Here is a 23,198-nt window from a genome sequence, read left to right on the forward strand (position 1 = left end):
GGGTCTGACCCCGGAAGGGCCCAGGGTTGGTAGGGGTCAGACCCCGCATGGGGGTCTGACCCCTCAAATCGCTTGCGTGCGCAGCACCAGCCACTGCAGCGCCGGCCCATCGACCAACGGTTCGAGCCGGCTGCGGACATATTCGTGGTACCTGTTCAGCCAGGCCCGCTCGTCGGCGGCAAGCAGGTCGGTATCGATGCAGCGCGTATCGATGGGGCAAAGCGTCAGGGTTTCGAAGCGAAGGAAGCGGCCGAACTCGGTTTCGCAGGCCGGCGTCGCCAGCACCAGGTTCTCGATGCGGATGCCCCATTTCCCGGGCCGATACAGACCGGGCTCGTTCGATGTGATCATGCCCGGCAGCATGGCGGAGTGCGGCGTGACCGTGGCGCGGTAGGCGATGGACTGCGGGCCCTCATGGACGTTCATGAAGTACCCTACCCCATGCCCCGTTCCGTGGCCGTATTCCGACCCGGTGCGCCAGATGGGCGCTCGGGCGATGGTGTCCAGCAGCGGCGCGGCGAGGCCTTCGGGGAAGACCGCTTGCGAAAGCGCGATCATGCCCTTCAACACCGCGGTGTAGTCGCGCTTCTGTTCGGCACTGACCCGTCCAACGGGCACGACGCGCGTGATGTCGGTCGTTCCGTTCAGGTACTGCCCTCCCGAATCGATGAGCAACAGGCCGTCGCCTTCGATGACGGCGTGAGAGGCTTCCGTGGCGTGGTAATGCGGCATCGCGCCGTTCGCGGCATAAGCCGCGATGGTGCCGAAGCTAGGGGATACAAATCCCTTTCGGCGGCTCCGCGCCTCGGTGATTTTTTCGTCGATGGTGAGCTCGGTGATTCGCCGACTGCCTTGCTCGGCTTCGAACCAGGCGAAGAATTCGCATAACGCGGCGCCGTCCTGCTCCATCGCGGCACGTACGTTCTCGATTTCCGCCGCGTTCTTGCGCGACTTCATGAGCTGCGTGGGGTTGAGCGCCTCGGCCTTGGTCGCGAAAGCGGCCGCCTGCAGCAGCCCTATCGTGGTCCGCGCCGGATCGACCAGCAAGGTCTGGCCTTCCGCCAGGCAAGCCAGAGCGCCGGCGATATCCTCATAAGGCTCGATGCGGATGCCATCGGCCGCCAGAGCCTGGCGCAATTCAGTGCCGATTTTTTCCTGAGCCACAAAGAGCCGCGCCTCTGTGCGGCCGATCAGCGCGTAAGCAAGGAATACCGGGTTGTAGGACACATCGCTGCCGCGCAAATTGAAGAGCCAGGCGATGTCATCGAGCGACGACAGCAGATGCCAATCGGCGCGGTGCTCGCGCATCGCCGTTCGCAGCCCCGCAAGATTCTCGGGCCGGGTCCTGCAGGCATAAGGAGGAAGATGTTCGAACACGGCCTCGTGCGGCAGCGCCGGCCGGGGCGTCCAGATGCCGTCCAGCGCATCCCGGTCGGAAACCAGCTTGATGTTCTTTTTCGATAGCACCTCCTGCCATTGCCGGTGCGCCTGCACCGACAGCGCATTGCCGTCGATGTTCACCCGCGCGCCCTCCGGTAGCTGGTTGGCCAGCCACTGAGCGGGGCCCGGAACGTCGGGCGCGCCGGCGCGCATCGTTGCGATGCCCGTGCCGGCCAGGTCGTTATCGGCCTGTTCCCAATACCGGCTGTCCGTCCAGAGGCCGGCGAAATCGGCGGTCACGACCAGCGTGCCGGCGGAACCATCGAAGCCGCTCAGCCACCGGCGCCCCTGCCAGCGATCGGGCAGGTACTCGGAAAGATGCGGATCCGACGACAAGGCCACATAGGCATCCAGGCCGGAGCTCTTGAGGGTGGCTCGCAGGGCCTTCAGGCGCCCGGCGAATTCCTGCTGGCCGGACATCACGCCACCGCCGAGACATCCAGGCGGGCCGCCGTCTTGGACTGGATTTCCTCGACCGTGACGCCAGGCGCGACTTCAAGCAGCTTCAGGCCGCTGTCCGAGACTTCCATGACGCCCAGGTCGGTGATGATGAGGTCCACGACGCCCACGCCCGTCAAGGGCAAGGTGCATTCGGGCAGCAGCTTCATATCCTCGGTGCCGTCCTTCTTGCGGGCCACGTGCTCCATGAGCACGACCACGCGTCCGACGCCGGCCACCAGGTCCATGGCGCCGCCCATGCCTTTGATCATCTTGCCGGGAATCATCCAGTTGGCGAGATCGCCTTTTTCGGACACCTGCATGGCGCCCAGAATGGCAAGATTGATCTTGCCGCCCCGGATCATGGCAAACGAATCGGCGGAAGAAAAAATGGAAGACCCCGGCAGCGTGGTCACCGTTTGCTTGCCGGCGTTGATCAGATCGGCGTCGATTTGCTCTTCGGTGGGGAACGGGCCGATGCCCAGCAAGCCGTTTTCGGACTGCAGCCAGACTTCGACGCCGGCCGGCACATGGTTGGCCACCAGCGTGGGAAGGCCGATGCCCAGGTTCACGTAGAAACCGTCCTGCAGCTCTTGCGCGGCGCGCGCCGCCATTTGGTCACGATTCCAGGCCATCATCAAGCTCCTTGGGCACCGCGGACGGTGCGCTGTTCGATACGTTTCTCGGGTGTGGCATTGAGCACGATGCGATGCACGAAGATACCCGGCAAGTGGATGTCGTCGGGATCCAGATCGCCGGTGGCGACGATGTGTTCGACCTCGGCCACCGTGATCTTGCCCGCCATGGCGACATTGGGATTGAAGTTGCGGGCGGTCCTGCGGAAGATCAGGTTGCCGCTGCGGTCGGCCTTGTAGGCCTTGACCAGCGAGACGTCGGGAACGAGCGAGCGCTCCATGACATAGGTTTCGCCATCGAATTCGCGGGTTTCCTTGCCTTCCGCCACCACGGTACCCACGCCGGTGCGCGTGAAGAAAGCCGGAATGCCGGCGCCGCCGGCCCGCAGCTTCTCGGCAAGCGTGCCCTGGGGAGTGAATTCCAGCTCCAGTTCGCCCGACAGGTATTGGCGTTCGAATTCTTTGTTTTCGCCCACATACGAGGCGATCATCTTCTTGATCTGCCGTGTGGTCAGAAGCTGGCCCAGGCCGAAGCCGTCGACCCCCGCGTTATTGCTGATGCAGGTGAGATCCTGCACGCCCGAATCGCGCAAGGCCGCAATCAGGGCCTCCGGGATGCCGCACAGGCCGAATCCGCCGACCGCAATGGTCTGGCCATCGGCAATCACGCCTTTGAGCGCCTCTGACGCGCTCGCATATACTTTATCCATTACTCCTGTCCTTTCATTGAATTTATATTCGCCAGGCGCTACGTTTATCGTCCGGCGACCCTTCTACCGCGCAAACATCACAAACGGCGGGACTGCCGCATCAACTAATTGAGAACATCTGCTCCAGCCGCCGTGCCTCCGCTTCCGTCCATGGCATGGACTTGCCGGTGGCCTTGTCGGACCCGACCATGACGTAGCGGCCCCGCGCGTAGACCACGCCCGGCTCGCCCTCGAGCTCGAGCGTGACCTCGACCTCGAGGCTGGAGCGGCCGATGCGCACCAGCCCCTGCCGCACCACCACCGTGGCGGGATACAGTACGGGCTTGAGGAAGTCACAGGACGCCTGCGCGAGAACGGATCCGCGCCCGGCGTCGTCGAAGATTCCCGCAGCGGCCAGCAACTGCACCCGGGCTTCTTCAAAGTAGCGGAAATAAACCGTATTATTGACGTGATCCATGGCATCGAGGTCGCCCCAACGCACCGGTATCACACAAGGCTCCGCCCAGCGAACGGACGGCAATGGCAAACGATCGGCGGCTTGAATCGACATAGGCTCTTCTGCTGAATCTGGTACCGAGCAAGTATACCGTGAGCCGCCCCTTTGGCGCGCCCTTTGCCGACCGCGCCCGCAGGCCTTTTCAACGCATACCCGGACTGCAATACAATTGCGGCAGAAAATTACGGCCCGCGCGGCTGAATGCAAGCCATACCTATTACATTCTGGAGAACCCACTCATGTCTGAACGTGAATCAATGGAATACGACGTAGTCGTGGTCGGCGCGGGCCCGGCCGGGCTCGCCGCAGCCATTCGGCTCAAACAACTCGCCTCGGAACGCGAACAGGAAATCAGCGTTTGCGTACTCGAAAAGGGCGCGGAAGTCGGTGCCCATATCCTGTCCGGCGCCGTCATGGATCCACGTGCGCTGACCGAACTCATTCCGGACTGGAAAGAGAAAGGCGCGCCGCTCGAAACGGAAGTGACGGAAGACAAATTCCTGTTCCTGTCTCAGAAAGGTGCCCGGGCCACACCGGGCTGGCTGCTTCCCGAATGCTTTCAGAACCATGGCAACTACATCGTTCAGCTGGGCAACGTGACCCGCTGGCTGGGCGAACAGGCCGAAGCGCTGGGCGTGGATCTCTTCCCGGGCTTTGCCGCGGCCGAGATCCTGTATACGGACGACGGCGCGGTCAAAGGCGTCGCAACGGGGGACATGGGCGTGGCGCGCGATGGTTCGCACACCGACCACTACCAGCCGGGAATGGAGCTGCATGCGCGCTACACCGTGTTTGCCGAAGGCTCGCGAGGCCAGCTGGGCCGCCAACTGACCGAGCGCTACAAGCTCGATGCCGGGCGCGATCCTCAAAGCTACGGCATCGGCATCAAGGAAATGTGGGAAGTCGATCCGTCGCAGTCGCAGCCGGGCCTGGTCGTGCATACCGCCGGCTGGCCGCTCGACTCCGACACCTACGGCGGCTCCTTCCTGTACCACTTGCCCAACAACATCGTGGTGGTCGGCCTGGTCGTCGGACTCGATTACGCCAATCCCTGGCTCTCCCCTTTCGAAGAATTCCAGCGCTACAAGACTCATCCGGCCATCCGCCCGACCTTCGAAGGTGGAAAACGCATCGCCTATGGTGCGCGTTCGCTGACGGCGGGCGGCCTGCTTTCCATTCCCAAGCTGTGTTTTCCGGGTGGCGTGCTCGTGGGCTGCGAAGCGGGCATGCTCAATGCGTCGCGCATCAAAGGCAGCCACTCGGCCATCAAGTCGGGCGCGCTTGCCGCCGAAGCCGCATTCGACGCGCTGGTCGCCGGCAGGAGCCATGACGAGCTGGTGGCGTATCCGGCCGCGTTCGAGGCATCCTGGCTTCATGCGGAGCTGAACAAAGCCCGCAATTTCAAGCAATGGTTCAAGAAAGGCCGGACCATCGCCACCCTGATGACGGGCGTGGAGCAATGGCTGCTGAAAGGCAAAATGCCATGGACGATTCACCGCAGCAAGCCGGATCACGCCTGTCTGCAACCTGCTGCGGAATGCGCGCGCATCGATTATCCCAAGCCCGACGGCAAGCTCACCTTCGACCGCCTGAGCTCGGTGTTCATCTCCAACACCAACCATGACGAAAACGAACCCATCCACCTGACGCTCAAGGATCCTAGCATTCCGGTTTCCGTGAACCTGGCGAAGTACGGCGGCCCCGAGGCGCGCTACTGTCCGGCGGGCGTCTATGAATTCGTCAAGACCGATACGGGCGAGGACAAGCTGCAGATCAACGCCCAGAACTGCGTCCACTGCAAGACCTGCGACATCAAGGACCCGACCCAGAACATCGTCTGGGTCGCGCCCCAGGGCGGCGAAGGGCCGGTATATAACGGCATGTAGGGCCTTGGGGTCAGACCCGATGGGTCTGACCCCCCGCCATGGCGTTGAATCGGGGTCGGACCCCATGCGGGGTCCGACCCCTTTTACCCGCGCCGGCTCTTGGGGTCAGACGCCGCATGGGGTCTGACCCCCCTTCCCAAAGCCGGCGCCAGATTCACCACCAGCAGGCCGCACATGATGAAGCCGATCCCCACCAGTTCCAGCCACGTCGGCCTTTCCCCCAGCAGCAGCCATGCAAGCACGACCGTCAAGACCGGCACTCCCAGGCTGGACATGCCCGCGACCATGGCGCTGACCCTGCGAACCACCGACATCCACAGCCACCAGCCCAGGGCCGAGGCGATGACCGCCATGTAGGCCACGCCCCAGAATAGCTCCGGAGCCCAGACCACCGGGCGTTGGGGAAAGAGCAGCGTCAACGGGAAAGTCACCGCCGCGCCCAGCAACATCTGCCAGCAAGTCAAGGTCAGGACGTTGGGCCGATGCCGCTGGAACATTTTCTTGGCCAGCACCATGCCCAGGCCCCAGCTCACGCCGCCGGCCAGGGCCAGCAGCGATCCGGTGAAAGACCCCAGGCCCTGCCAGGGCGCCACTATCCCCACGAGGCCCACGCCCGCCAGGAGGAATCCCAGCGTGTGCCAGCGCGTGGGCCGGTCACCCAGGATCAGCCAGGCGAACAGCGCCGCCCAGAAGGGCATGGTGTAGGCCAGCGTCGCCACCTTGCCCGCCCCGCCGGTGACGAGCGCCAGCTGGCACAGGCACTGAAAGCCGGAGGTCTGGAAGATCGCGATCCATACGTTCAAGCCATAGGGCCGCGGGCAGGCCAGGGGCTGCCGGGTAAGCAGCAGCACCGCGAAAAGAACCAGAAAGGCGATCGCATAGCGGGACATCACCAGATCGAAAGGCCCGATATAGTCGACGAGCGACTTCATGGCGATCCAGCTGAGCCCCCACAAGGTGACGGTCAGGGCCATCAGGGCCAAAGCGCCCCGATCCGTTTGATTCGATCCCAAGGGATGCTCCGCAAAAAACAAAAAGCGCCCCCATGGCGGGGGCGGCAAGCGCCGGAACGCCGCAGGGGCGGTCCGGTATCAGATCAGGACTTCAATGCGCCTGCGACAATTGATCGAGGATGGTTGGATTTTCGAGCGTGGAGACGTCCTGCGTGACTTTTTCCCCTTTGGCGACCACACGCAACAAGCGGCGCATGATCTTGCCCGAACGCGTCTTGGGCAGGTTTTCACCGAAGCGGATGTCTTTGGGCTTGGCGATCGGGCCGATCTCTTTGGCGACCCAATCGCGCAATTGCTTGGCGATCGCCACCGCTTCATCGCCCTCGGGCAAGGAACGGTTCAGCACGACGAACGCCACGACCGCCTCGCCGGTCGTGGCGTCCGGCCGCCCCACCACGGCCGCCTCGGCGACCAGCTCGTGCGAGACCAGCGCCGATTCGACTTCCATGGTGCCCAGGCGGTGTCCGGACACGTTCAGCACATCATCGATGCGGCCCATGATCCAGAAGTATCCGTCCTGGTCGCGCTGGGCGCCGTCGCCGGCCAGGTAATACCCTTTGAGCTCCGGGGGGAAGTAACTGCTCTTGAAGCGCTCGGGGTCGCCCCAGATGGTCCGTATCATTGCCGGCCACGGGCGCTTGGCGACCAGGAACCCGCCCTTGCCATGCTCGACGTCTTCGCCCGCCTCGTCCACCACCGCCATGGCGATGCCCGGCAGCGGCAATGTGCAGGATCCGGGCTTCAACGGGGTGACGCCCGGCAGCGGCGTAATCATGTGGGCGCCGGTTTCGGTCTGCCACCAGGTATCCAGCACCGGGCAGCGCTCGCGCCCGACATTGGTGTAATACCACATCCAGGCCTCCGGATTGATGGGTTCACCGACGGACCCGATGATGCGCAGGCTGCTCAGGTCGTACTGGCGCGGGTGGAATTCGGGCGTCGATTCCGCCGCCTTGGTGAGCGACCGTATCGCGGTGGGCGCAGTGTAGAACACGGTCACCTTGTGCCGCTGGATCATTTCCCAGAAGCGGCCGGAATTGGGATAGGTGGGAACCCCCTCGAAAACCACCTGTGTCAGGCCCGCAGCCAGCGGGCCATAAGTGATGTAGGTATGGCCGGTAACCCAGCCGACGTCGGCCGTGCACCAGAATACATCGCTGTCCTTGGCGTCGAACGTCCATTTGACGGTCATGAGCGACCACAGCAGATAGCCCGCGGAAGAATGCTGCACGCCTTTGGGCTTGCCCGTGGAGCCGGACGTATAGAGGATGAACAGCGGATGCTCCGCATTCACGGGGACGGGTTCGCAGGTGGACGGCTGGTTCGCGCATACGTCGTGCAGCCACAGGTCGCGGCCTTCCTTCCAGGCCACCTGGCCGCCGGTGCGCCGATACACGACGACATGCCGGACGGCCTCGCAGCCGCCCGACTCCAGGGCTTCGTCCACCGCGCTCTTGAGCGGAATGGTCTTGCCCCCGCGGACCTGCTCGTCGGCGGTGATGACCAGGGATGCGCCGACGTCGATGGTGCGCTCGTGCAGGCTCTTGGACGAAAAGCCGCCGAATACGACGGAATGGATGATGCCCAGGCGCGCGCAGGCTTGCATGGCCACCACGGCTTCGATGGACATCGGCATGTACAGAATGGCCCGCTCGCCCTTGGAATGCCCCAGCGCCTTCAGGCCGTTGGCCAGCTCGCAAACGCGGGCATGGAGCTCTTTATACGTGACCGTACTGACTTTGCCGTCATCCGACTCGAAAATAAGCGCCGTTTTATTGGCGGTTGGGGTATCGAGATGCTTGTCGAGGCAGTTGGCCGAAATATTCAGCTCGCCATCCCCAAACCAACGATAAAACGGCGCTTCGGATTCATCGAGCACCTGCGTGAACGGCTTGTGCCAATCCAGGTTTTCGCGGGCCAGGCGTCCCCAGAACTCGTCGGGCGCGCGTTCGGCCTCGGCGCACAATTCCTGGTAGGCCGGCATGCCTGATATGGCGGCTTCCTTCACCAGATTGGCGAACGGTGGAAAGACCCGGTTCTCGATCAACACCGATTCTATTTCACTGGACATGCTAATGACTCCTTCTATTTGATATGTTATTTCCGGCATTGCCGGCCTACCGTAGCGCAATCGGCTTACGGCACACTGACAATCCAGCGCAATGCGCACATGGCGTTCGAAGCCGTCGGTTTGGGACGTGCTATGCGCTGGCGGCGCGCGCCAGGGCGCCCCTGTGGAAGTCCAGGCGTGCCAGCACAGCCAGCCCTGCAACGAAGAACAGGCCGGTGCACAGCAAGGCGAGGCGATGGTTTCCGCCGGTCAACCAAGTGACCAGACCATAGCAGAATGGGCCCACGACGGCAGCCAGCTGCGTTGCGAAGGCCCATAACGAATAGAATTCTGCCAGCCGCTGCCTGGGCGCCAGCGCGCCTACCATGGCCCGGCCCGCGCTTTGGCTCGTGCCCATGCACAAGCCCGCGACGGTCGCCGCGCACCAGAAGACCCATACCTGCCTGGCCGAGTAAGCCAGCAACACCATGACGATCCACCCTACAAGTGTAATCGACAGCGCCTGTTTATGCCCGATTTTGTCCTGCAGATAGCCAAACAGGAAAGCGCCTGCCGCGGCGGCGATGTTCACCGTGAAAACCAGCATCATCGTTTGTGGCATGGTGAACCCCATGGCCTCCGATGCATACACGGCGGACAGGGTGATGACCACCGAGATGCCCGCATGGTAGCAAGCCCCGCAGAACAGCAGCAGGCGGAAGTCGGGAAAATGGCGGCCGGTGTCGCGCCAGGCATTCCGCAGCCGCTGCAGCATCGGTTCGTCAGGCTTGCGGCTTGCGGGACTACGCTCTTTCAGAAACAGGACCGACGGAACGGCCGCCACCGCGAAGATCGCGGCCGTCAACGCCATGACATACGGCACGTAATCGCTGGCGTTCCAGCCTTGCTCGGTAGCCCAGGCAACCAAGGCCAGCGACAGGCCCAGCGCCAGCATTCCGCCGAAATATCCGAAGCTCCAGCCCCAGCCCGAAACACGGCCCAGCGACTGGGGCCTTGCGATCTCCGGAAGGAAGGCTGCAATGATTGCCTCGCCGACGCAGTAGCAATAATTGGATATCGCAATGAACGCCAGGCCCCAGGCGATGTCGCCCGGGCCTGTGAATGCCAGCATGGCGGTCGCCAGCACGCAGCCCAGCGTGCTGGTAAAAAGCAGCCGGCGCTTGCCGGCCCGCGCATCCGCGCGAGCCCCAAGCGCCGGCATGGTAAGCATGATGAGCAAGTAGGAAAGGGAAAGCGCGGACGTCAGGGCCAGTGTGGCCCAGGGCTTCTGCCCTGCGACCACCCCGACGAAATATGCGCTGAATACGGTCGTGAGGACGACCGTGGTATAGCCCGAGTTGGCGAAATCGTACATCGCCCACGCCCAGACCTCGCGCTTGCGTACTCCGGCATTCAGGATGCCTTCCGGCGCGGGCGTCTCATGGGAGGCCCGCGCCGGTTCCGGGCCTGCACCGGAGCCCGCCATCATGCGGACAGCTTGGCGATACCCGCGCGGGCGATCTCGACGTCCTCGGACGATTTCACGCCGGACACACCGACCGCTCCGACGACATGGCCATCCACGACGACGGGCACCCCGCCTTCCAGCATGCCTTCGAGGGGCGCCGAAAGGAAGGCGGTGCGCCCTTGATTGATGGTGTCCTCATAGGTTTTCGATTCGCGGCGGCCCAGCGCGGCGGTTCGCGCCTTGGCCGGAGAAATCTGGGCGGAAATCGGGGCTGCGTCGTCCAGCCGCAGCAGGCCCAGCACATGTCCGCCGTCGTCCACCACCGAAATGGTGACCGCCCATTTGTTCTTCAGGGCGTGTTCTTCCGCCCCCGCCAGTATGGTTTTGACGTCGGAGGCGCTCAGCATTGGTTTGGTCTTCATGGGAATCCTTGGATGAATTTATTGTAACTGCGAGTAAAAGCAAAGGCGATCACGGATACGGACCGAACCATAGACTAGCCCGGCAAGCGGACCAGGTAAAGTAGCTGGAAAAGTAAAACACCTTTACGTTCACGTTTCGATTGAGTACACTTTCGCCACCCAATGTTCAATTTGTGTAAAGCATTTGGTTTTTGACGGCGGCTTGCCTTCCGATGTGAACGATTTAGCATCTGATAGATACAAAATCGCACATCCTCGTCAAGTGCTTTACACAAGCTAAAACGAAAAGCCCATGCCGCCGCACCATCGACTATATCGCTCGTTACCGTCCTTTCACTCTCTCTTCTTCACCCGCGGCGCCAAGTGTCTTTTGGCAGCCGCTACCGTGGTCCTCGCCGGTTGCGCAACGAATCCCCCCAGTACCTCGGCAAGCAGCCACCACCTGATACGCGACGCCTACCTGTCTTACACGCAGTCAGACCCGCTCGGCGCCTATCTCAAGTCTCAGGATCGCCAGAATTACGGCACAAGCACTCCCAATGCCAGCGAAGCTTCCCGCTCGTTCGCCAGCACGGCGCTCGGCGCGCTGGGAATCAAATATCGCTTTGGCGGCGATACGCCTTCCACCGGCTTCGATTGCAGCGGGCTGGTCGCCTATGCGGCTGAAAAGTCGCTGGGCCTGAAGCTGCCACGCAAATCGTCCGATATTGCACGGTTGGGCAAATCCGTCGACCGCAACGAACTCAAGAAGGGCGACCTCGTCTTCTTCAATACGCGCGGGCATCGCTTTTCCCATGTGGGCATTTATCTGGGCGACAAGAAATTCGTGCATGCGCCGCGTGCGGGCTCGGTGGTCCGCATCGAAAGCATGGACATCGCCTACTGGAAAAAGCGCTATAACGGCGCCCGGCGCTTGCCGGCGGGCAACACGGCCGAAACCCGGCTGGCCTCCAAATGATGAAAGCGGCGCAAGCCGCTTTTTTTTGTGGGGTCAGACCCCGCATGGGTCTGACCCCAGTCCTGTGCAATCTGCTGCCCGAAGGGGTCAGCCCCCCATGCGGGGTCTGACCCCGCAATCCTGATCAATCGCCGTTTCAAGGGGTCAGACCCCATTCGGGGTCTGACCCCGCCGCTCCGCTAACGGGGCCTGACTCCGCTGCGCTTGCCTTGCCTTCCCGCGTCCTTACCGGCATCGGGCGCGAACTTCATGTTCCGCTCCATCGGCACCTCCATGGAACAAGTCTCGCAGTAACCGCATTGATTCAATGCCTGCTTCATGCTGCAGACCGAGCGCCTGCAGGCGAGCACCCGTATTCCGGCGCGCTGAGCCGCTGCCCGAAATGTCTTCATGACGTTATGCCCGAGAAAGTCGGTGAGAAGAATCAGCAGTTCAGTACCGGACGGCAGCTGCAGCGTTTTCTTCTGATGCGAGGGATCGCGCCCGCTGATGTGATGGCGGATCGCAATGTTGTGCCCTTTGAGAAGATCCGGGATATTGCCGAGACGGTCGGCTCCAACGATGACTGCGCTGACGACTTGGGACATGACATCCTCCGATGAATGGTTTTCGTAACGATAATCATTCCTATTTGTGTTGTCAAATAGGGTTTGCGATTATGTGTTCATCGGAAAGGAGCTAGAAGGGGTCAGACCCCGTACGGGGTCTGACCCCCGTCCAGCGGGCACCAGCATGGGTCGTTTTCAGGGTCAGACCCCCTTGGGGTCTGACCCTGCTTCGGCGCCCGGCGCCTGATCTATGGCCTCTTGCACCACTTCGCGCGTGAGCTCGGGTGCCAGCATTTCGAGCAGCACGTACACGTAATCGCGCAGGAACACGCCGGACTTCACGGCAACGCGCGTGGTATGCGTGCCGAACAGATGCCCCGCGGGCAGGCCCACCAGGCCTTTGTCGCGTCGGGGATCGAAAGCCATGCCGGCAATGATGCCGATGCCCAGCCCCACATCCACATAAGTCTTGATCACGTCCGCATCGATGGCCTCGAGGACGATGTCGGGTGTGATGCCGGCCTGCATGAAGGACTTGTCTATCGCCCCCCTGCCCGAAAAGGCATGGTCATAGGTCACGATGGGATACTGTGCGACCTGCTCCAGGGAGATCTCCTTGGCGGCGCTGGACGTCAGTTCGGCGAGGGGGTGATCAGGGCGCACCACGATCGTGTGCTCCCATGAGTAGACAGGCAGCGCCGCCAAGCCGGGGGTTTGCGACAGCGTTTCGGTCGCAATGGCGACGTCGGCCTGTTCATGCAGCACCATTCTGGCCAGGTGCGGCGGGTTGCCTTCGGCTAGCGATACACGGACTTTGGGAAACCTTTCACGAAACGCCGGAATCACCTTGGGCAGGATGTAGCGCGCCTGGGCGTGCGTGCAGGCGATGACCAGTCCTCCTTCGTCGCGCCGGGCGAATTCGTCGCTCACTTTTTTAAGATTGTCGACTTCGCGCATGATGCGTTCGATGACTTGGGCAACGACTTGGCCGGGCTTGGTCAGGCCTTTGATCCGCTTGCCATGGCGCTCGAAGATCTTGACGCCCAGCTCGTCCTCGAACTCTATGATCGCCTTCGATACGCCAGGCTGCGAAGTAAACAACGTGCGCGCCGCCTCGGTCAGGTTGAAGTTGCGGCGAATAGTTTCACGAACGAACCGGAATTGTTGAAGATTCATAAAAAAATAGCCCTGTAAGTAGGGCTATTATATGTAATAAAGAAATTAATTTATATTTATTCTGGTAATAAGCTTACTTCATGGAGATGGTAGTGTTCACCCCTGTAGCGTGCGCCACCCAGCGCGCTGTCACGGTCTTTGTCTGCGTCCAGAAATGCACCGCCTGCTTGCCGTTGGGACCCAGGTCGCCCAGCTTCGAGGCGCGCGACCCGGTGAAGCTGAACCAGGCGACGGGAACCGGAATCGGGATGTTGATGCCGATCTGCCCGACGTCGATGTGGTTCTGGAAGTAGCGTGCGGTGCCGCCGTCCTGCGTGAACACGGCCACGCCGTTGCCGTTGGGATTCTGGTTGATGAACTCCACCGCCTCTTCCAAGGTGTCGACGCACACCACGCACAGCACTGGGCCGAATATTTCTTCGCGGTATATGGCCATGTCGGCTTTGACGCCACCGAAGACGGTCGGCCCCACGAAGTTTCCTTGCTCGTAGCCGGCGACGCTCAGGCCGCGCCCATCCAGCAGCAGTTCAGCGCCCTCTTCGACGCCCTTCTGTATCAAGCCCTCTACGCGCTTCTTCGCGGCGGGAGAAACCAGCGGGCCGAGATCCGCATCGCGATCGGAGCCTATATTGACCTTGAGCTTGCGTGCGCGCTCGACGAAATCCGGCAGCCAGTCCTTGGCCTCGCCGACCACTACCGCGACCGACGTGGCCATGCAACGCTGTCCCGCCGCTCCGAAGGCCGCGCCCACCAGCTGGTTCAATGCCACCTCGCGGTCGGCGTCCGGCATGATCACGCAGTGGTTCTTGGCGCCCATCATGGCCTGGCATCGCTTGCCCGCTTCGGACGCGCGCCGGTAGATTTCAGTGCCCACGCGTGTCGAGCCAATAAAGGAAACCGCCTTCACATGAGGGTGTTCGCACAACCCATTGGCAATGTCCGGGCCGCCATGGATCACATTGAGCACGCCTGGAGGCAGCCCCGCCTCCAGCGCCAGCTGGGCCAGCATCAGGGATGAGCTCGGATCCTGTTCCGACGGTTTCAGTATGAAGGTGTTGCCGGCCGCGACGGCGATCGGAAACATGAAGCAAGGCAGCATGATGGGGAAATTGAACGCCGTGATGCCGGCACATACGCCCAGAGGCTGTATCAGGGTATAGACATCGATGCCCGTCGCGGCGTTCTCGGCATATTCGCCCAGTTGCAAAGACGATATCGCGCACGCATGCTCGATGACTTCAAGACCGCGGCCCACCTCGCCTTCGGCATCCGGCAGGGTCTTGCCGTGCTCCAGCGTAATCGCCTTGGCCAGTGCGGCGGTGTTGTCACGAACCAGCTTCTGAAGATTGAGCATGACCCGCGTGCGGGCGGCCTGGCTGGTATTGCGCCAAGCGGCAAATGCCTCGCGCGAATTCTCCACCGCCAGATCGAGCTCCTCTTTGGTGGCGAACGGAACTTGCGCCACCACCTCCTGAGTCGCCGGATTGAATACATCGCGCCATTCGGTGGTTTTCGATTGCACGAGTTTTCCGCCGATCAGCAGCGGGATGCGTGGAACTGCACTCATTGAAGTCTCCTAGAACTATGCACGCGGATTGCGTGCCAAGGGTGATGCATCAGCCGGCGGCCTTGGATTCCGCCACGAGGGGGCATGTGGATTCGGACAAAGGCTGGAAGGCGTCCGCAGCCGGTATGGTGGCGACCAGCTTGGACAGATCCCATTCGCCGGTGGACTCCGAAGGCCGCTTCACCTCGTACAGATACATGTCGTGGATCACCCGGCCGTCCGGGCGTATGGACGCATTGCGCATGACCAGGTCCTGTATGGGCAATTCCCTCATCTTCGCCGCAACCACGTCGCCGTCGGTGGACTGCGCGGAAGCGACGGCTTTCAGATAATGCAGCACACTGGAATACACGCCGGCCTGCGTCATGGTCGGCTTCAGGCCGCGGAAGGCCTGCGCAAACCGGTCCGACCACTTGCGCGTGCCGTCATCGAAATCCCAATAGAATCCATCGACATACGTCAAGCCTTGCGCGGTATCCAGTCCCAGTGCGCGCAAATCCGAAAGAAAGATCAGGAGCGAGGCCAGCCGCTGTCCACCGGAGACGATCCCGAACTCGCGCGCCTGCTTGATGGCGTTGACCACGTCGGCCCCGCCATTGGCCAGCGCCACGACCTGCGCCTTTGAGCTTTGGGCCTGAAGCAGATAAGAGGCGAAATCCGGGACATTCAGGGGATGCAGCACCGAACCCACGACCGCGCCGCCCAGCTTCTGCACCATGTCCCCGGCGCCCTTCTGCAGGGAATGGCCGAACGCGTAGTCGACCGTGATGAAGAACCAGGACTTTCCGCCCTTCTCGATGGTGGCGCCCACACCGCCGACCGATTGGGAATAGACGTCGAACATCCAATGAAAGCCCACGGGAGAGCAAGACTTGTTGGTCAGTTCCGTGGTGGCCGGGCCGGAAAACATCACTACCTTGTTTTTCTCCTTGGCGATGCCTTGCACCGCCAGAGCCACGGCGGAGTTGGTCAGGTCCGCAATGGCGGTGACACCGTCCCGGTCGAACCATTCGCGCGCCTTGGCGGCGCCCACATCGGCCTTGTTCTGGTTGTCGGCCGACAGAAGATCGATGTCCATGCCCTTGCATTCGGCTGCCAGGCAGTCGTCGATGGCCAATTGCGCCGCGGCGACCGAACCCGCCCCGCCCATGGAGGCGTAGGTACCCGACATATCGGTAAGGATGCCGATCTTGACCGCCGGCGCCTTGGCGCTGGCCGTTCCCAATACGCCCATGCAAACACTGATAGCCAGTGACACACTGAGTCTCTTCATGCTTGTCTCCGATGTTTTTTATAGGGTCGCGCCCGCAGGCACTCTCGCAGTGTAGTTGTGTAAAAAACTAATTCCTATCAAAATATTTGCACATTAGTTGCTAATTTATGCACAACAGCCATGCTCGACTGGGACGGAATCCGTTATTTTCTTGAAGTGGCCCGCACGCAGCGCGTCAGCGCCGCGGCGCAGCGCCTGGGTGTGCGCCACAGCACCGTCTCGCGCAGGATCCAGGCCCTTGAACGCGAACTGAACGCCGTCCTGTTCAACAAGTCGAAGGCCAGCGGCTTCACGCTGACCGAAGATGGCCAACGCTTTTTTGCCTACGCCGAACGCATAGAAGGCACGCTGATCAATGCGCGTGAAGAAATATCCGGCCAGTCGCAAGCCGTGTCGGGCCATTTGCGCGTTGGCTCGACCGAAGGATTCGGCAGCTATGTCCTGGCGCCGCTCATGGTGGACTTCCAGCGCCGCTTTCCCGCAGTGACGCTGGACATCATGCCCGTGCCCCGTTTCATCAGCCTTTCCAAGCGCGAGGCCGATATCGCGATCTCCCTGGAACGCCCGCAGCGTGGGCCCTATCTATGCACGAAGCTGCTGGATTATTCGCTCAAGCTCTATGGCAGCAAGGCATATCTGGTGGATTCCCACCCGATACGCAGCAAGGCCGACCTGCCATCGCACACCTTCATCGGCTATGTCGAAGAGCTCCTGTTCAGCGATCACTTGCGCTATCTCGAGGACATCGTTTCCGACGCAAGAGTGATATTCAAGAGCACCAGCGTCGTGGCGCAATACCACGCCGCCCTGCAAGGCCAGTCTCTGGCCATCCTGCCCTGCTTCATGGCGGCACAGGACACCAGGCTCCAAGCCGTCCTCGAAGACGAGATCGAGGTGCGGCGCAGCTTCTGGATGTATTGCCACGAAGACCTCCGGCATTCCAGCCGCGTCATGGCGCTGTGGGACTTTCTGAAGGCCTCCGTACAGCTCAACCAGGGCCTGATGCGGGGTGATGAGGGCACACTGAAATACCTGCCGCGGGAAGCGGGCGGGAACGCCGCCGTCGCGCAAGGCATCTAATGGGGCAAGCAGATACATTCAGGATACCGACATGCCGCTCGCCCTGGTCAAACCCCAAGAAAATCATCTCGCCGACCTGCATCTGGCGCAACGCATCGCTCAAGGCGACCGCCAGGCCTTCATTGGCCTGATGCGCAGCCTGAACCAGCGCATGTATCGCAGCGCGCGAAGCATTCTACGCAACGATGCGGACGCTGAGGAGGCCGTACAAGACGCCTTCTACAAGGCCTACTGTGCCATGCACCGTTTCCACGGAAACTCCGCGCTCTCGACCTGGCTGGTGCGCATCGTGATCAACGAGTCCGTGCACCGCCTGCGCAAGATCAACCACCTGGCGGCCTGGCTCGAGTTCAAGGACGAGCCTTTAGATGGGGACATCAGCATGGAAACCTCGACGCCCCTGTCGGTGGGTGGCACGCCGGAGCAAAACCTGGCGGGACGCCAAGTCCGGCACATTCTGGAAACACGCATCGATCAGCTTCCCGATCTCTTCCGCATGGTGTTCGTTCTGCGCGCCGTCGAAGAACTGAGCGTGGAAGAGACAGCCGCGCTCTTGCAGATTGCGCCGGCCACCGTGCGCAGCCGCTATTTCCGCGCGCGCCGCCTGCTACGCGAATCTCTTGGAAGCATGCCGAAAGACGCCCTGCCCGAAAGCTTCAGCTTTGCCGGCGACCGCTGCAACCGCATCGTGGCAAACGTCCTCGCCCGGCTCGACGCCGCGCCATAGCGCAGGTCTTCCCCGCTCCTCTCTTTTCCCCATCAGGGGCCACTCCATCCTTTTCCTCAAGGAGAAGCATCATGTCGTTTCTCGCTTTTGCCGCCACGCCGGCCTTGCACCTTCCGCGCCGCGCCTTTCTCGGCGGCACCGGCCTCGTCCTGTCGGGCACTGCCATTGCCCTGCTCGCCGGACGGCCCGCCCTGGCCAAGGGCCAGGACGCGCCGGCTTCCGATGTCCGCGTCCTGAACTCCGCCCTGAGCGCCGAACTGGAAGCCATTGCGGCCTATCAGCTGGGCGCGGACAGCGGCCTGCTGAAGCCGCCCGTCCGGGACCTTGCCCTCACTTTTCAGGGACATCATGCCCAGCATGCGGAACTGCTGGCGAAAACCGTTCAGACGCTCGGCGGCCGACCCGCCTCGGCCAAGGACAAATATCAATTTCCGACCGATAAACTCAAGTCTCAGGAAGATGTGCTCCGCTTCGCCGCGCTGCTGGAAAAAGGGGCGGTCAGCGCCTACCTCGGCGCCGTGCCCATCCTGGACAATCGCGAACTCGCAAAGGCGGCGGCCAGCATACTGGGCGATGAAGCCATGCACTGGGCCGTGCTGCGCAATGCCCTGGGAGAGGCGCCGGTGCCGGACGCTTTCGTATCATGATCATGCGCCTAGCGTTGGGAGCCGGGCTGCTTTCAGGCGCCTCGCTGTGCGTGGCGGGCCCTGCCGGCGACGCCGTTCGAGGCGCCACCGTCTATGAGCGATGTCTGGCCTGCCATGCCCTGGCCTACGACCGGACCGGTCCGCGGCACTGCGGCCTGCTGGGGCGTAAGGCGGGGTCTGTGCCCGGCTTTCCTTACTCTCCGGCCATGCGGGCTTCCGGCCTAGTCTGGGACCAGGCTGCGCTGGACGCCTTCCTGCGCAGCCCCATGGACAGCGTGCCGGGAACGTCCATGGGCTATGCGGGCATCCCCGACCCCCAGGAGCGCGCCGACCTCATTGCATGGCTGCGACAGGCCGACTCGTCGCCCGAATGCAAGGCCCGGAAGTAGGGGTCAGACCCCGTACGGGGTCTGACCCCGAGATCTCCCGTACGGGGTCCGGACGTGGGGGTCAGACCCCGTAGGGGGTCTGACCCCAAGGCCTCCCCCCGCTCAAACCGCGGGGTCGGGTGGAGCCGGATCCTTGGGAGCCTTGACGCGCAGCTTGCGCCACATCATATAGGCCATCAACGCCGTGAAAATGGCATGCACCAGCCAGACGCCGACGCCGAAACTCAATTGCCCGCTACCGATCCAGCCACGCGACAGATTGATCAGGTTCATGTAAAGCAGGCCGACCAGGCCGGCGATGAGAAAATCGCCCGAGCGCCCGAGCCGCGGATTGACCGAGCCCAGCGGAATGGCCAGCAAGGCGAGGTTCAATGCCGCCAGCGGCAAGGCCAGCCGCCACATGATCTGCGACCTGGCCTCGTCCGTGTCGTCGGCGAACAGCTGCATGGTCGGCCTGGCCTTGATCTGGCTTTCGGCAAGCTGGCGCGCCGCGTCGATCGAGCTCGCGCTGGCCTTGCTTTCGAGTCGGAAGCCGTAGCGCTCGAAGTCGATCAGGCGAAAATCGGGCAGGCCGGGCTTCAGGTCGTAGCGATGGCCTTCGCTCAAGACCAGAAAGCGGTCGCCGTTGGCTTCCTCCTGGATGCGCGCGCCTTGAGCAGTGACGACGCTCAGCCATTCCTGATCCACGACCCGCGCAATGATGTTGCCCATCTCCTCGCCCGGTTGCGTGGGCTGTTCGGCAAAAAACACCCGTGCGCCGTCATTGGTTTCGATGAACTGGCCGGTCGTCACCTTGGAAAGGTCGGAACGCTGCTCGTAGCGCTGCCGGTACTCGGTGATCTGTCGATAGGCCCAGGGCGAGGCGACCAGGGTCAGGACCGCGATCATCAAGGCGATCGGCACCGCGCAGCGCATGATCGGCCCTATCCAGTCTTTCAGCGATAGCCCGCTGGCAAACCACACCACCATTTCGGATTCACGGAAATTGCGCGTGACCGTCGTCAGGACGGCAATGAACAGCGACACCGACAAAATGACGGGCAAGGCGGTGATGCTGGAAAACGTGGCCAGCCCGAACACCACGTCGGCGCCTATGGACCCGTTGGCTGCCTCGCCAAGCAAGCGCACCAGCAATACGCTGAGCCACACCACCAGCAGCGTGGACAGCACGACGCCGGCGTGACTCATGATTTCCGAGACTACGGAACGCTTGAATAGTGACATGAGAGAATATGCGGGATAATCACAAGCATCCTATGGACACTCTCGGGAAACTGGAATGGAATTTAGCACACAGACCACCGCTTCATTGCATCAATTGAAAACAGCGGCGCTGGCCATCGGCATATTCGCCGACGGCGCGCTGAGCCCTGCCGCTGAAACCATCGATCGCGCAAGCAATGGCGCCGTGAGCGCGGCGCTCAAGACTGAATTCAAAGGCAAGGCCGGTAGCCATCTTGCCCTGCACAACCTGCCCGGCGTGAGCGCCGTACGCGTCATTTTAGTCGGCCTGGGCAATCAAGAATCCTATACAGCCGCCACGCATGCCAAAGCCGAACAGGCTTTCGCAAAATACTGCGTCGGCGCCAACCTGTCCGAAGGCACCTCCACGCTGGCCGCCATCGACTGCCCCGACAGCAGCTTGCGGGCCCGCGCCCGTTCCGCCGCCTGCGCCGCCGGCGTGTCGGTCTACCGGTACAGCGCCACCCTGAGCAAAGACAAGGAAAAGGATGGCGCGCCCAAACTCAAGAAGTTCACGGTCTGGATCCCGCGCACACAGGCAACCCAAGTCCAGAACGGACTGCGCGAAGGTCGCGCCATCGCCAACGGCATGAACCTCACGCGCGAACTCGGCGACCTGCCACCCAACGTCTGCACGCCCACCTATCTGGGCGCCACCGCCAAAAAGCTGGCCAAGGAGTTCAAGTCGCTCAAGGCCGAAGTCCTCAACGCCAAACAGATCGAAGCCCTCAAGATGGGCTCCTTCCTTTCGGTGGCGCGCGGCTCCTATGAACCGCCCGCCTTCATCGTCCTCAGGCACACGCCCGCCACGGGCAAGCCCGCATCGAAGGGCGACAAGGCGCCCATCGTACTGGTCGGCAAAGGCATTACCTTCGACGCCGGCGGCATCTCGCTCAAGCCCGCCGCCAACATGGACGAAATGAAATACGACATGTGCGGCGCCGCCAGCGTGCTGGGCACGCTGCGCGCGGTTGCCGAGCTCGAGCTCGGCCGCGAAGTCATCGGCCTGATTCCCGCCTGCGAGAACCTGCCCAGCGGGCGTGCCAACAAGCCGGGCGACGTCGTCACCAGCATGTCGGGCCAGACCATCGAAATCCTCAATACCGATGCCGAGGGCCGCCTGGTGCTGTGCGATGCCCTGACATACGCCGAACGCTTCAAGCCGGCCGCCGTGATCGACATCGCCACCCTGACCGGCGCTTGCGTGGTGGCGCTGGGCCATGTCAACACCGGGCTTTTCAGCAAGAGCGACGAACTCGCCGACAGCCTTCTGAAAGCGGGACGCGAGGCCAACGATACCGCATGGCGCATGCCCCTGGAGGACGCCTATCAGGAACAGCTCCATTCGAATTTCGCCGACATGGCCAATATCGGCGGCATGCCGGGAGGATCCGTCACGGCGGCGTGCTTCCTGTCGCGGTTCACCAAGAACTATCCCTGGGCACACCTGGACATCGCCGGCACGGCGTGGCGCAGCGGCAAGGACAAGGGCGCATCGGGCCGCCCTGTCCCCTTGCTCGTCCATTACCTGCTGGCCCAGGCGGGCTGAACCGGCAGTGAGCCGCATCGACTTCGCCTTCGGCGCGCCGGACCGTCTGCGCATGGCTTGCCAAGTCGCCAACAAGCAGTTTCTGGCGGGCCGCCGGCTGGTCGTCTATACGCAAGACCAGGCCCGGCTGGCCAAATTCGATCGCTTGCTGTGGGGCTTCGAAGCCACGGCCTTCGTGCCCCATGTCCATGCCGACGACGCGCTCGCCCCGGAAACGCCGGTGCTGCTGACCAGCAACGCGCCCGTCCCGCCCGAGCCCGGCGCAGCCCAGGCCCCATGCTGGCTGCTCAACCTGGACCTCCAGTGCCCGCCGAACGCCGGGCAATTCGAGCGGATCCTGGAAATCGTGTCCGGCCACGACGAAGACAAGCTCGCGGCACGCGAACGGTGGCGCGAATACCAGGCGGCCGGGCACGACCTGCATGCCCATGACGTGTCCTCGGCATCCAAGCGCTGAACGGGGGTCGGACCCCGTACGGTGCCTGACCCCTTCAATGGAACCCATCACGACGTCAGGGGTCAGACCCCATATGGGGTCTGACCCCAACAATGAAATCCGGCGCGACCACCGGGGTCAGACCCTTTGGGTCTGACCCCATAATCAGCACCTTGCATTTTCAGCTAGTTGTCAGTTAACCTTAGCGTTAAAGTTTCTATCTATCTCAAAGGAAGCATCATGAGCGATCTTCGTCCAACCTTGGCTGACAACGGCGCGTACTCCACCGCCACGTCGGCAGCGGTGCGCAACCGTGTCATGCGCAATACTTATGGGCTGCTTGCCCTTTCGCTGGTGCCTACCGTCCTGGGCGCCTTCGTCGGGCTGAATTCAGGCATCAATCAAGTCATGGGCGCCAGCCCCGGCACCAGCGCCATCGTCTTCCTGATCGGCGCATTCGGCCTCATGTACCTCATCGAGCGCAACAAGAACAGCTCGGTCGGCGTCGCGCTGCTGCTCGCCTTCACGTTCTTCATGGGCATCATGCTGTCGCGCCTGCTGGGCCACGTCATGGGCCTGGCCAACGGCTCGCAGCTCATCATGCTGGCCTTCGGCGGCACGGCGGTGGTGTTCGGCGCCATGGCAAGCGTCGCCAGCACCAGCAAGCGCGACTTCTCCACCATGCACAAGTTCTTGTTCATTGGCGTGGTGATCCTCATCGTGGCCTCGCTCGCCAACATCTTCCTGCAGTTGCCCGCACTTATGCTGACCATCTCCGTCATGGCCATCGGCATTTTCTCGGCACTGCTTCTGGTAGACCTCCAGCGCGTCATCAACGGCGGCGAAACCAACTACGTTACGGCCACGCTCGCCATCTACCTGGACGTCTACAATATTTTCGCCAACCTGCTCATGCTGCTCGGCATTTTCGGCGGCGACCGGGAATAAAGGCGATAGGTGTCAGACCTCATGCGGGGTCTGACACCCAGATCGGACCTCGAGACCATGGGGTCAGGCCCCGTACGGGGCCTGACCCCCTCTTCTTGCG

22 protein-coding genes are annotated in these 23,198 nt (G+C 62.4%); 9 read left to right on the forward strand and 13 right to left on the reverse strand.

Going from position 1 to position 23,198, the window contains the following annotated elements; genetic code table 11:
• Positions 1-63 precede the first annotated feature (63 nt).
• The 4 genes from ACSBPU_RS14375 to ACSBPU_RS14390 all read right to left on the reverse strand — a co-directional run bounded on the left by ACSBPU_RS14375 (position 64) and on the right by ACSBPU_RS14390 (position 3,773).
• The gene (locus tag ACSBPU_RS14375) at positions 64-1,860 is read right to left on the reverse strand and encodes an aminopeptidase P family protein (protein WP_442592737.1); all 1,797 of its coding nucleotides are present in this window, start codon (positions 1,858-1,860) and stop codon (positions 64-66) included.
• Positions 1,860-2,513 carry a 3-oxoacid CoA-transferase subunit B gene (locus ACSBPU_RS14380; protein WP_180068413.1) on the reverse strand — a complete coding sequence of 218 codons (654 nt, stop codon included), beginning with the start codon at positions 2,511-2,513 and terminating at the stop codon, positions 1,860-1,862. The genes ACSBPU_RS14375 and ACSBPU_RS14380 overlap by 1 nt, the downstream gene beginning before the upstream one ends.
• A 2-nt stretch (positions 2,514-2,515) precedes the next feature.
• Positions 2,516-3,223 (reverse strand): CoA transferase subunit A, encoded by a 708-nt coding sequence (locus ACSBPU_RS14385; protein WP_442592738.1) that lies wholly within the window; start codon positions 3,221-3,223, stop codon positions 2,516-2,518.
• Positions 3,224-3,323: 100 nt separating this feature from the next.
• Positions 3,324-3,773 carry an acyl-CoA thioesterase gene (locus ACSBPU_RS14390; protein WP_442592739.1) on the reverse strand — a complete coding sequence of 150 codons (450 nt, stop codon included), beginning with the start codon at positions 3,771-3,773 and terminating at the stop codon, positions 3,324-3,326.
• 185 nt (positions 3,774-3,958) lie between these two features.
• On the opposite strand from ACSBPU_RS14390, the gene ACSBPU_RS14395 reads away from it, so the two are divergent.
• Positions 3,959-5,605 carry an electron transfer flavoprotein-ubiquinone oxidoreductase gene (locus ACSBPU_RS14395; RefSeq protein WP_442592740.1) on the forward strand — a complete coding sequence of 549 codons (1,647 nt, stop codon included), beginning with the start codon at positions 3,959-3,961 and terminating at the stop codon, positions 5,603-5,605.
• Positions 5,606-5,688: 83 nt separating this feature from the next.
• On the opposite strand, the gene ACSBPU_RS14400 is transcribed toward ACSBPU_RS14395, so the two are convergent.
• From ACSBPU_RS14400 to ACSBPU_RS14415, 4 genes are all read right to left on the reverse strand, one after another.
• Positions 5,689-6,579 carry a DMT family transporter gene (locus ACSBPU_RS14400; RefSeq protein ID WP_442598363.1) on the reverse strand — a complete coding sequence of 297 codons (891 nt, stop codon included), beginning with the start codon at positions 6,577-6,579 and terminating at the stop codon, positions 5,689-5,691.
• A gap of 130 nt (positions 6,580-6,709) precedes the next feature.
• Complete coding sequence (gene acs / locus ACSBPU_RS14405) at positions 6,710-8,689, reverse strand: acetate--CoA ligase (protein ID WP_442592741.1); 1,980 nt, start codon at positions 8,687-8,689, stop codon at positions 6,710-6,712.
• Between the two features lie 130 nt (positions 8,690-8,819).
• Positions 8,820-10,154, reverse strand: a complete 1,335-nt coding sequence (locus tag ACSBPU_RS14410; protein WP_442598365.1) for an MFS transporter — start codon at positions 10,152-10,154, stop codon at positions 8,820-8,822.
• On the reverse strand, positions 10,154-10,558 hold the full coding sequence (locus ACSBPU_RS14415) for a heme-binding protein (protein ID WP_442592742.1): 405 nt from the start codon (positions 10,556-10,558) through the stop codon (positions 10,154-10,156). The genes ACSBPU_RS14410 and ACSBPU_RS14415 overlap by 1 nt, the downstream gene beginning before the upstream one ends.
• Positions 10,559-10,928: 370 nt before the next feature.
• Between ACSBPU_RS14415 and ACSBPU_RS14420 the strand changes: the two genes are divergently transcribed.
• Entirely contained in the window at positions 10,929-11,516 is a 588-nt protein-coding gene (locus tag ACSBPU_RS14420; RefSeq protein ID WP_442592743.1) for a C40 family peptidase, read from the forward strand.
• A 179-nt stretch (positions 11,517-11,695) separates the two neighbouring features.
• Here the strand turns inward: ACSBPU_RS14420 and ACSBPU_RS14425 are convergent, their stop codons facing one another.
• The 4 genes from ACSBPU_RS14425 to ACSBPU_RS14440 form a co-directional block, all read right to left on the reverse strand.
• On the reverse strand, positions 11,696-12,103 hold the full coding sequence (locus ACSBPU_RS14425) for a DUF2325 domain-containing protein (RefSeq protein ID WP_442592744.1): 408 nt from the start codon (positions 12,101-12,103) through the stop codon (positions 11,696-11,698).
• 162 nt (positions 12,104-12,265) lie between these two features.
• Positions 12,266-13,240, reverse strand: a complete 975-nt coding sequence (locus ACSBPU_RS14430) for a CysB family HTH-type transcriptional regulator (RefSeq protein ID WP_442592745.1) — start codon at positions 13,238-13,240, stop codon at positions 12,266-12,268.
• Between the two features lie 73 nt (positions 13,241-13,313).
• Positions 13,314-14,807, reverse strand: coding sequence for a CoA-acylating methylmalonate-semialdehyde dehydrogenase (locus tag ACSBPU_RS14435; RefSeq protein ID WP_442592746.1), 1,494 nt, complete (start codon positions 14,805-14,807; stop codon positions 13,314-13,316).
• Between the two features lie 49 nt (positions 14,808-14,856).
• Positions 14,857-16,080 carry an ABC transporter substrate-binding protein gene (locus ACSBPU_RS14440; RefSeq protein WP_442592747.1) on the reverse strand — a complete coding sequence of 408 codons (1,224 nt, stop codon included), beginning with the start codon at positions 16,078-16,080 and terminating at the stop codon, positions 14,857-14,859.
• Positions 16,081-16,200: 120 nt separating this feature from the next.
• Here ACSBPU_RS14440 and ACSBPU_RS14445 point away from each other — a divergent pair, with 120 nt between their 5' ends.
• The 4 genes from ACSBPU_RS14445 (at position 16,201) to ACSBPU_RS14460 (ending at position 18,923) form a co-directional block, all read left to right on the forward strand.
• A complete protein-coding gene (locus ACSBPU_RS14445; protein WP_442592748.1) occupies positions 16,201-17,160 on the forward strand; it encodes a LysR family transcriptional regulator in 960 nt (319 codons plus the stop codon).
• Between the two features lie 31 nt (positions 17,161-17,191).
• Positions 17,192-17,887, forward strand: coding sequence for an RNA polymerase sigma factor (locus ACSBPU_RS14450; RefSeq protein ID WP_442592749.1), 696 nt, complete (start codon positions 17,192-17,194; stop codon positions 17,885-17,887).
• A gap of 71 nt (positions 17,888-17,958) precedes the next feature.
• The gene (locus tag ACSBPU_RS14455; protein WP_442592750.1) at positions 17,959-18,534 is read left to right on the forward strand and encodes a ferritin-like domain-containing protein; all 576 of its coding nucleotides are present in this window, start codon (positions 17,959-17,961) and stop codon (positions 18,532-18,534) included.
• Positions 18,531-18,923 (forward strand): c-type cytochrome, encoded by a 393-nt coding sequence (locus ACSBPU_RS14460; protein WP_442592751.1) that lies wholly within the window; start codon positions 18,531-18,533, stop codon positions 18,921-18,923. Before ACSBPU_RS14455 ends, ACSBPU_RS14460 begins: the two co-directional genes overlap by 4 nt.
• A gap of 102 nt (positions 18,924-19,025) precedes the next feature.
• Here ACSBPU_RS14460 and lptF read toward each other — a convergent pair whose 3' ends face one another.
• Positions 19,026-20,147: an LPS export ABC transporter permease LptF gene (lptF, locus tag ACSBPU_RS14465; protein ID WP_442592752.1), complete on the reverse strand. Its 1,122-nt coding sequence runs from the start codon at positions 20,145-20,147 to the stop codon at positions 19,026-19,028.
• Between the two features lie 55 nt (positions 20,148-20,202).
• Here lptF and ACSBPU_RS14470 point away from each other — a divergent pair, with 55 nt between their 5' ends.
• The 3 genes from ACSBPU_RS14470 to ACSBPU_RS14480 all read left to right on the forward strand — a co-directional run bounded on the left by ACSBPU_RS14470 (position 20,203) and on the right by ACSBPU_RS14480 (position 23,098).
• Positions 20,203-21,714, forward strand: coding sequence for a leucyl aminopeptidase (locus ACSBPU_RS14470; RefSeq protein ID WP_442592753.1), 1,512 nt, complete (start codon positions 20,203-20,205; stop codon positions 21,712-21,714).
• Between the two features lie 7 nt (positions 21,715-21,721).
• Positions 21,722-22,171, forward strand: coding sequence for a DNA polymerase III subunit chi (locus ACSBPU_RS14475; RefSeq protein ID WP_442592754.1), 450 nt, complete (start codon positions 21,722-21,724; stop codon positions 22,169-22,171).
• 219 nt (positions 22,172-22,390) lie between these two features.
• Positions 22,391-23,098, forward strand: a complete 708-nt coding sequence (locus ACSBPU_RS14480) for a Bax inhibitor-1/YccA family protein (protein ID WP_442592755.1) — start codon at positions 22,391-22,393, stop codon at positions 23,096-23,098.
• Positions 23,099-23,198 lie beyond the last annotated feature (100 nt).

This window comes from Parapusillimonas sp. JC17, assembly GCF_052180245.1.
Classification (GTDB): domain Bacteria; phylum Pseudomonadota; class Gammaproteobacteria; order Burkholderiales; family Burkholderiaceae_B; genus Parapusillimonas.

Bases quoted from the DNA above. Each gene is read 5' to 3' on its own strand.
- ACSBPU_RS14455 (WP_442592750.1), top strand. From the start codon at position 17,959: ATGTCGTTTCTCGCTTTTGCCGCCACGCCGGCCTTGCACCTTCCGCGC.
- ACSBPU_RS14440 (WP_442592747.1), bottom strand. From the start codon at position 16,080: ATGAAGAGACTCAGTGTGTCACTGGCTATCAGTGTTTGCATGGGCGTA.
- acs (WP_442592741.1), bottom strand. From the start codon at position 8,689: ATGTCCAGTGAAATAGAATCGGTGTTGATCGAGAACCGGGTCTTTCCA.
- ACSBPU_RS14375 (WP_442592737.1), bottom strand. From the start codon at position 1,860: ATGTCCGGCCAGCAGGAATTCGCCGGGCGCCTGAAGGCCCTGCGAGCC.
- ACSBPU_RS14470 (WP_442592753.1), top strand. From the start codon at position 20,203: ATGGAATTTAGCACACAGACCACCGCTTCATTGCATCAATTGAAAACA.
- ACSBPU_RS14400 (WP_442598363.1), bottom strand. From the start codon at position 6,579: ATGGCCCTGACCGTCACCTTGTGGGGGCTCAGCTGGATCGCCATGAAG.
- ACSBPU_RS14460 (WP_442592751.1), top strand. From the start codon at position 18,531: ATGATCATGCGCCTAGCGTTGGGAGCCGGGCTGCTTTCAGGCGCCTCG.
- ACSBPU_RS14480 (WP_442592755.1), top strand. From the start codon at position 22,391: ATGAGCGATCTTCGTCCAACCTTGGCTGACAACGGCGCGTACTCCACC.
- ACSBPU_RS14430 (WP_442592745.1), bottom strand. From the start codon at position 13,240: ATGAATCTTCAACAATTCCGGTTCGTTCGTGAAACTATTCGCCGCAAC.
- ACSBPU_RS14450 (WP_442592749.1), top strand. From the start codon at position 17,192: ATGCCGCTCGCCCTGGTCAAACCCCAAGAAAATCATCTCGCCGACCTG.
- ACSBPU_RS14395 (WP_442592740.1), top strand. From the start codon at position 3,959: ATGTCTGAACGTGAATCAATGGAATACGACGTAGTCGTGGTCGGCGCG.
- ACSBPU_RS14410 (WP_442598365.1), bottom strand. From the start codon at position 10,154: ATGGCGGGCTCCGGTGCAGGCCCGGAACCGGCGCGGGCCTCCCATGAG.
- ACSBPU_RS14445 (WP_442592748.1), top strand. From the start codon at position 16,201: ATGCTCGACTGGGACGGAATCCGTTATTTTCTTGAAGTGGCCCGCACG.
- ACSBPU_RS14415 (WP_442592742.1), bottom strand. From the start codon at position 10,558: ATGAAGACCAAACCAATGCTGAGCGCCTCCGACGTCAAAACCATACTG.
- lptF (WP_442592752.1), bottom strand. From the start codon at position 20,147: ATGTCACTATTCAAGCGTTCCGTAGTCTCGGAAATCATGAGTCACGCC.
- ACSBPU_RS14385 (WP_442592738.1), bottom strand. From the start codon at position 3,223: ATGGATAAAGTATATGCGAGCGCGTCAGAGGCGCTCAAAGGCGTGATT.
- ACSBPU_RS14390 (WP_442592739.1), bottom strand. From the start codon at position 3,773: ATGTCGATTCAAGCCGCCGATCGTTTGCCATTGCCGTCCGTTCGCTGG.
- ACSBPU_RS14380 (WP_180068413.1), bottom strand. From the start codon at position 2,513: ATGGCCTGGAATCGTGACCAAATGGCGGCGCGCGCCGCGCAAGAGCTG.
- ACSBPU_RS14435 (WP_442592746.1), bottom strand. From the start codon at position 14,807: ATGAGTGCAGTTCCACGCATCCCGCTGCTGATCGGCGGAAAACTCGTG.
- ACSBPU_RS14425 (WP_442592744.1), bottom strand. From the start codon at position 12,103: ATGTCCCAAGTCGTCAGCGCAGTCATCGTTGGAGCCGACCGTCTCGGC.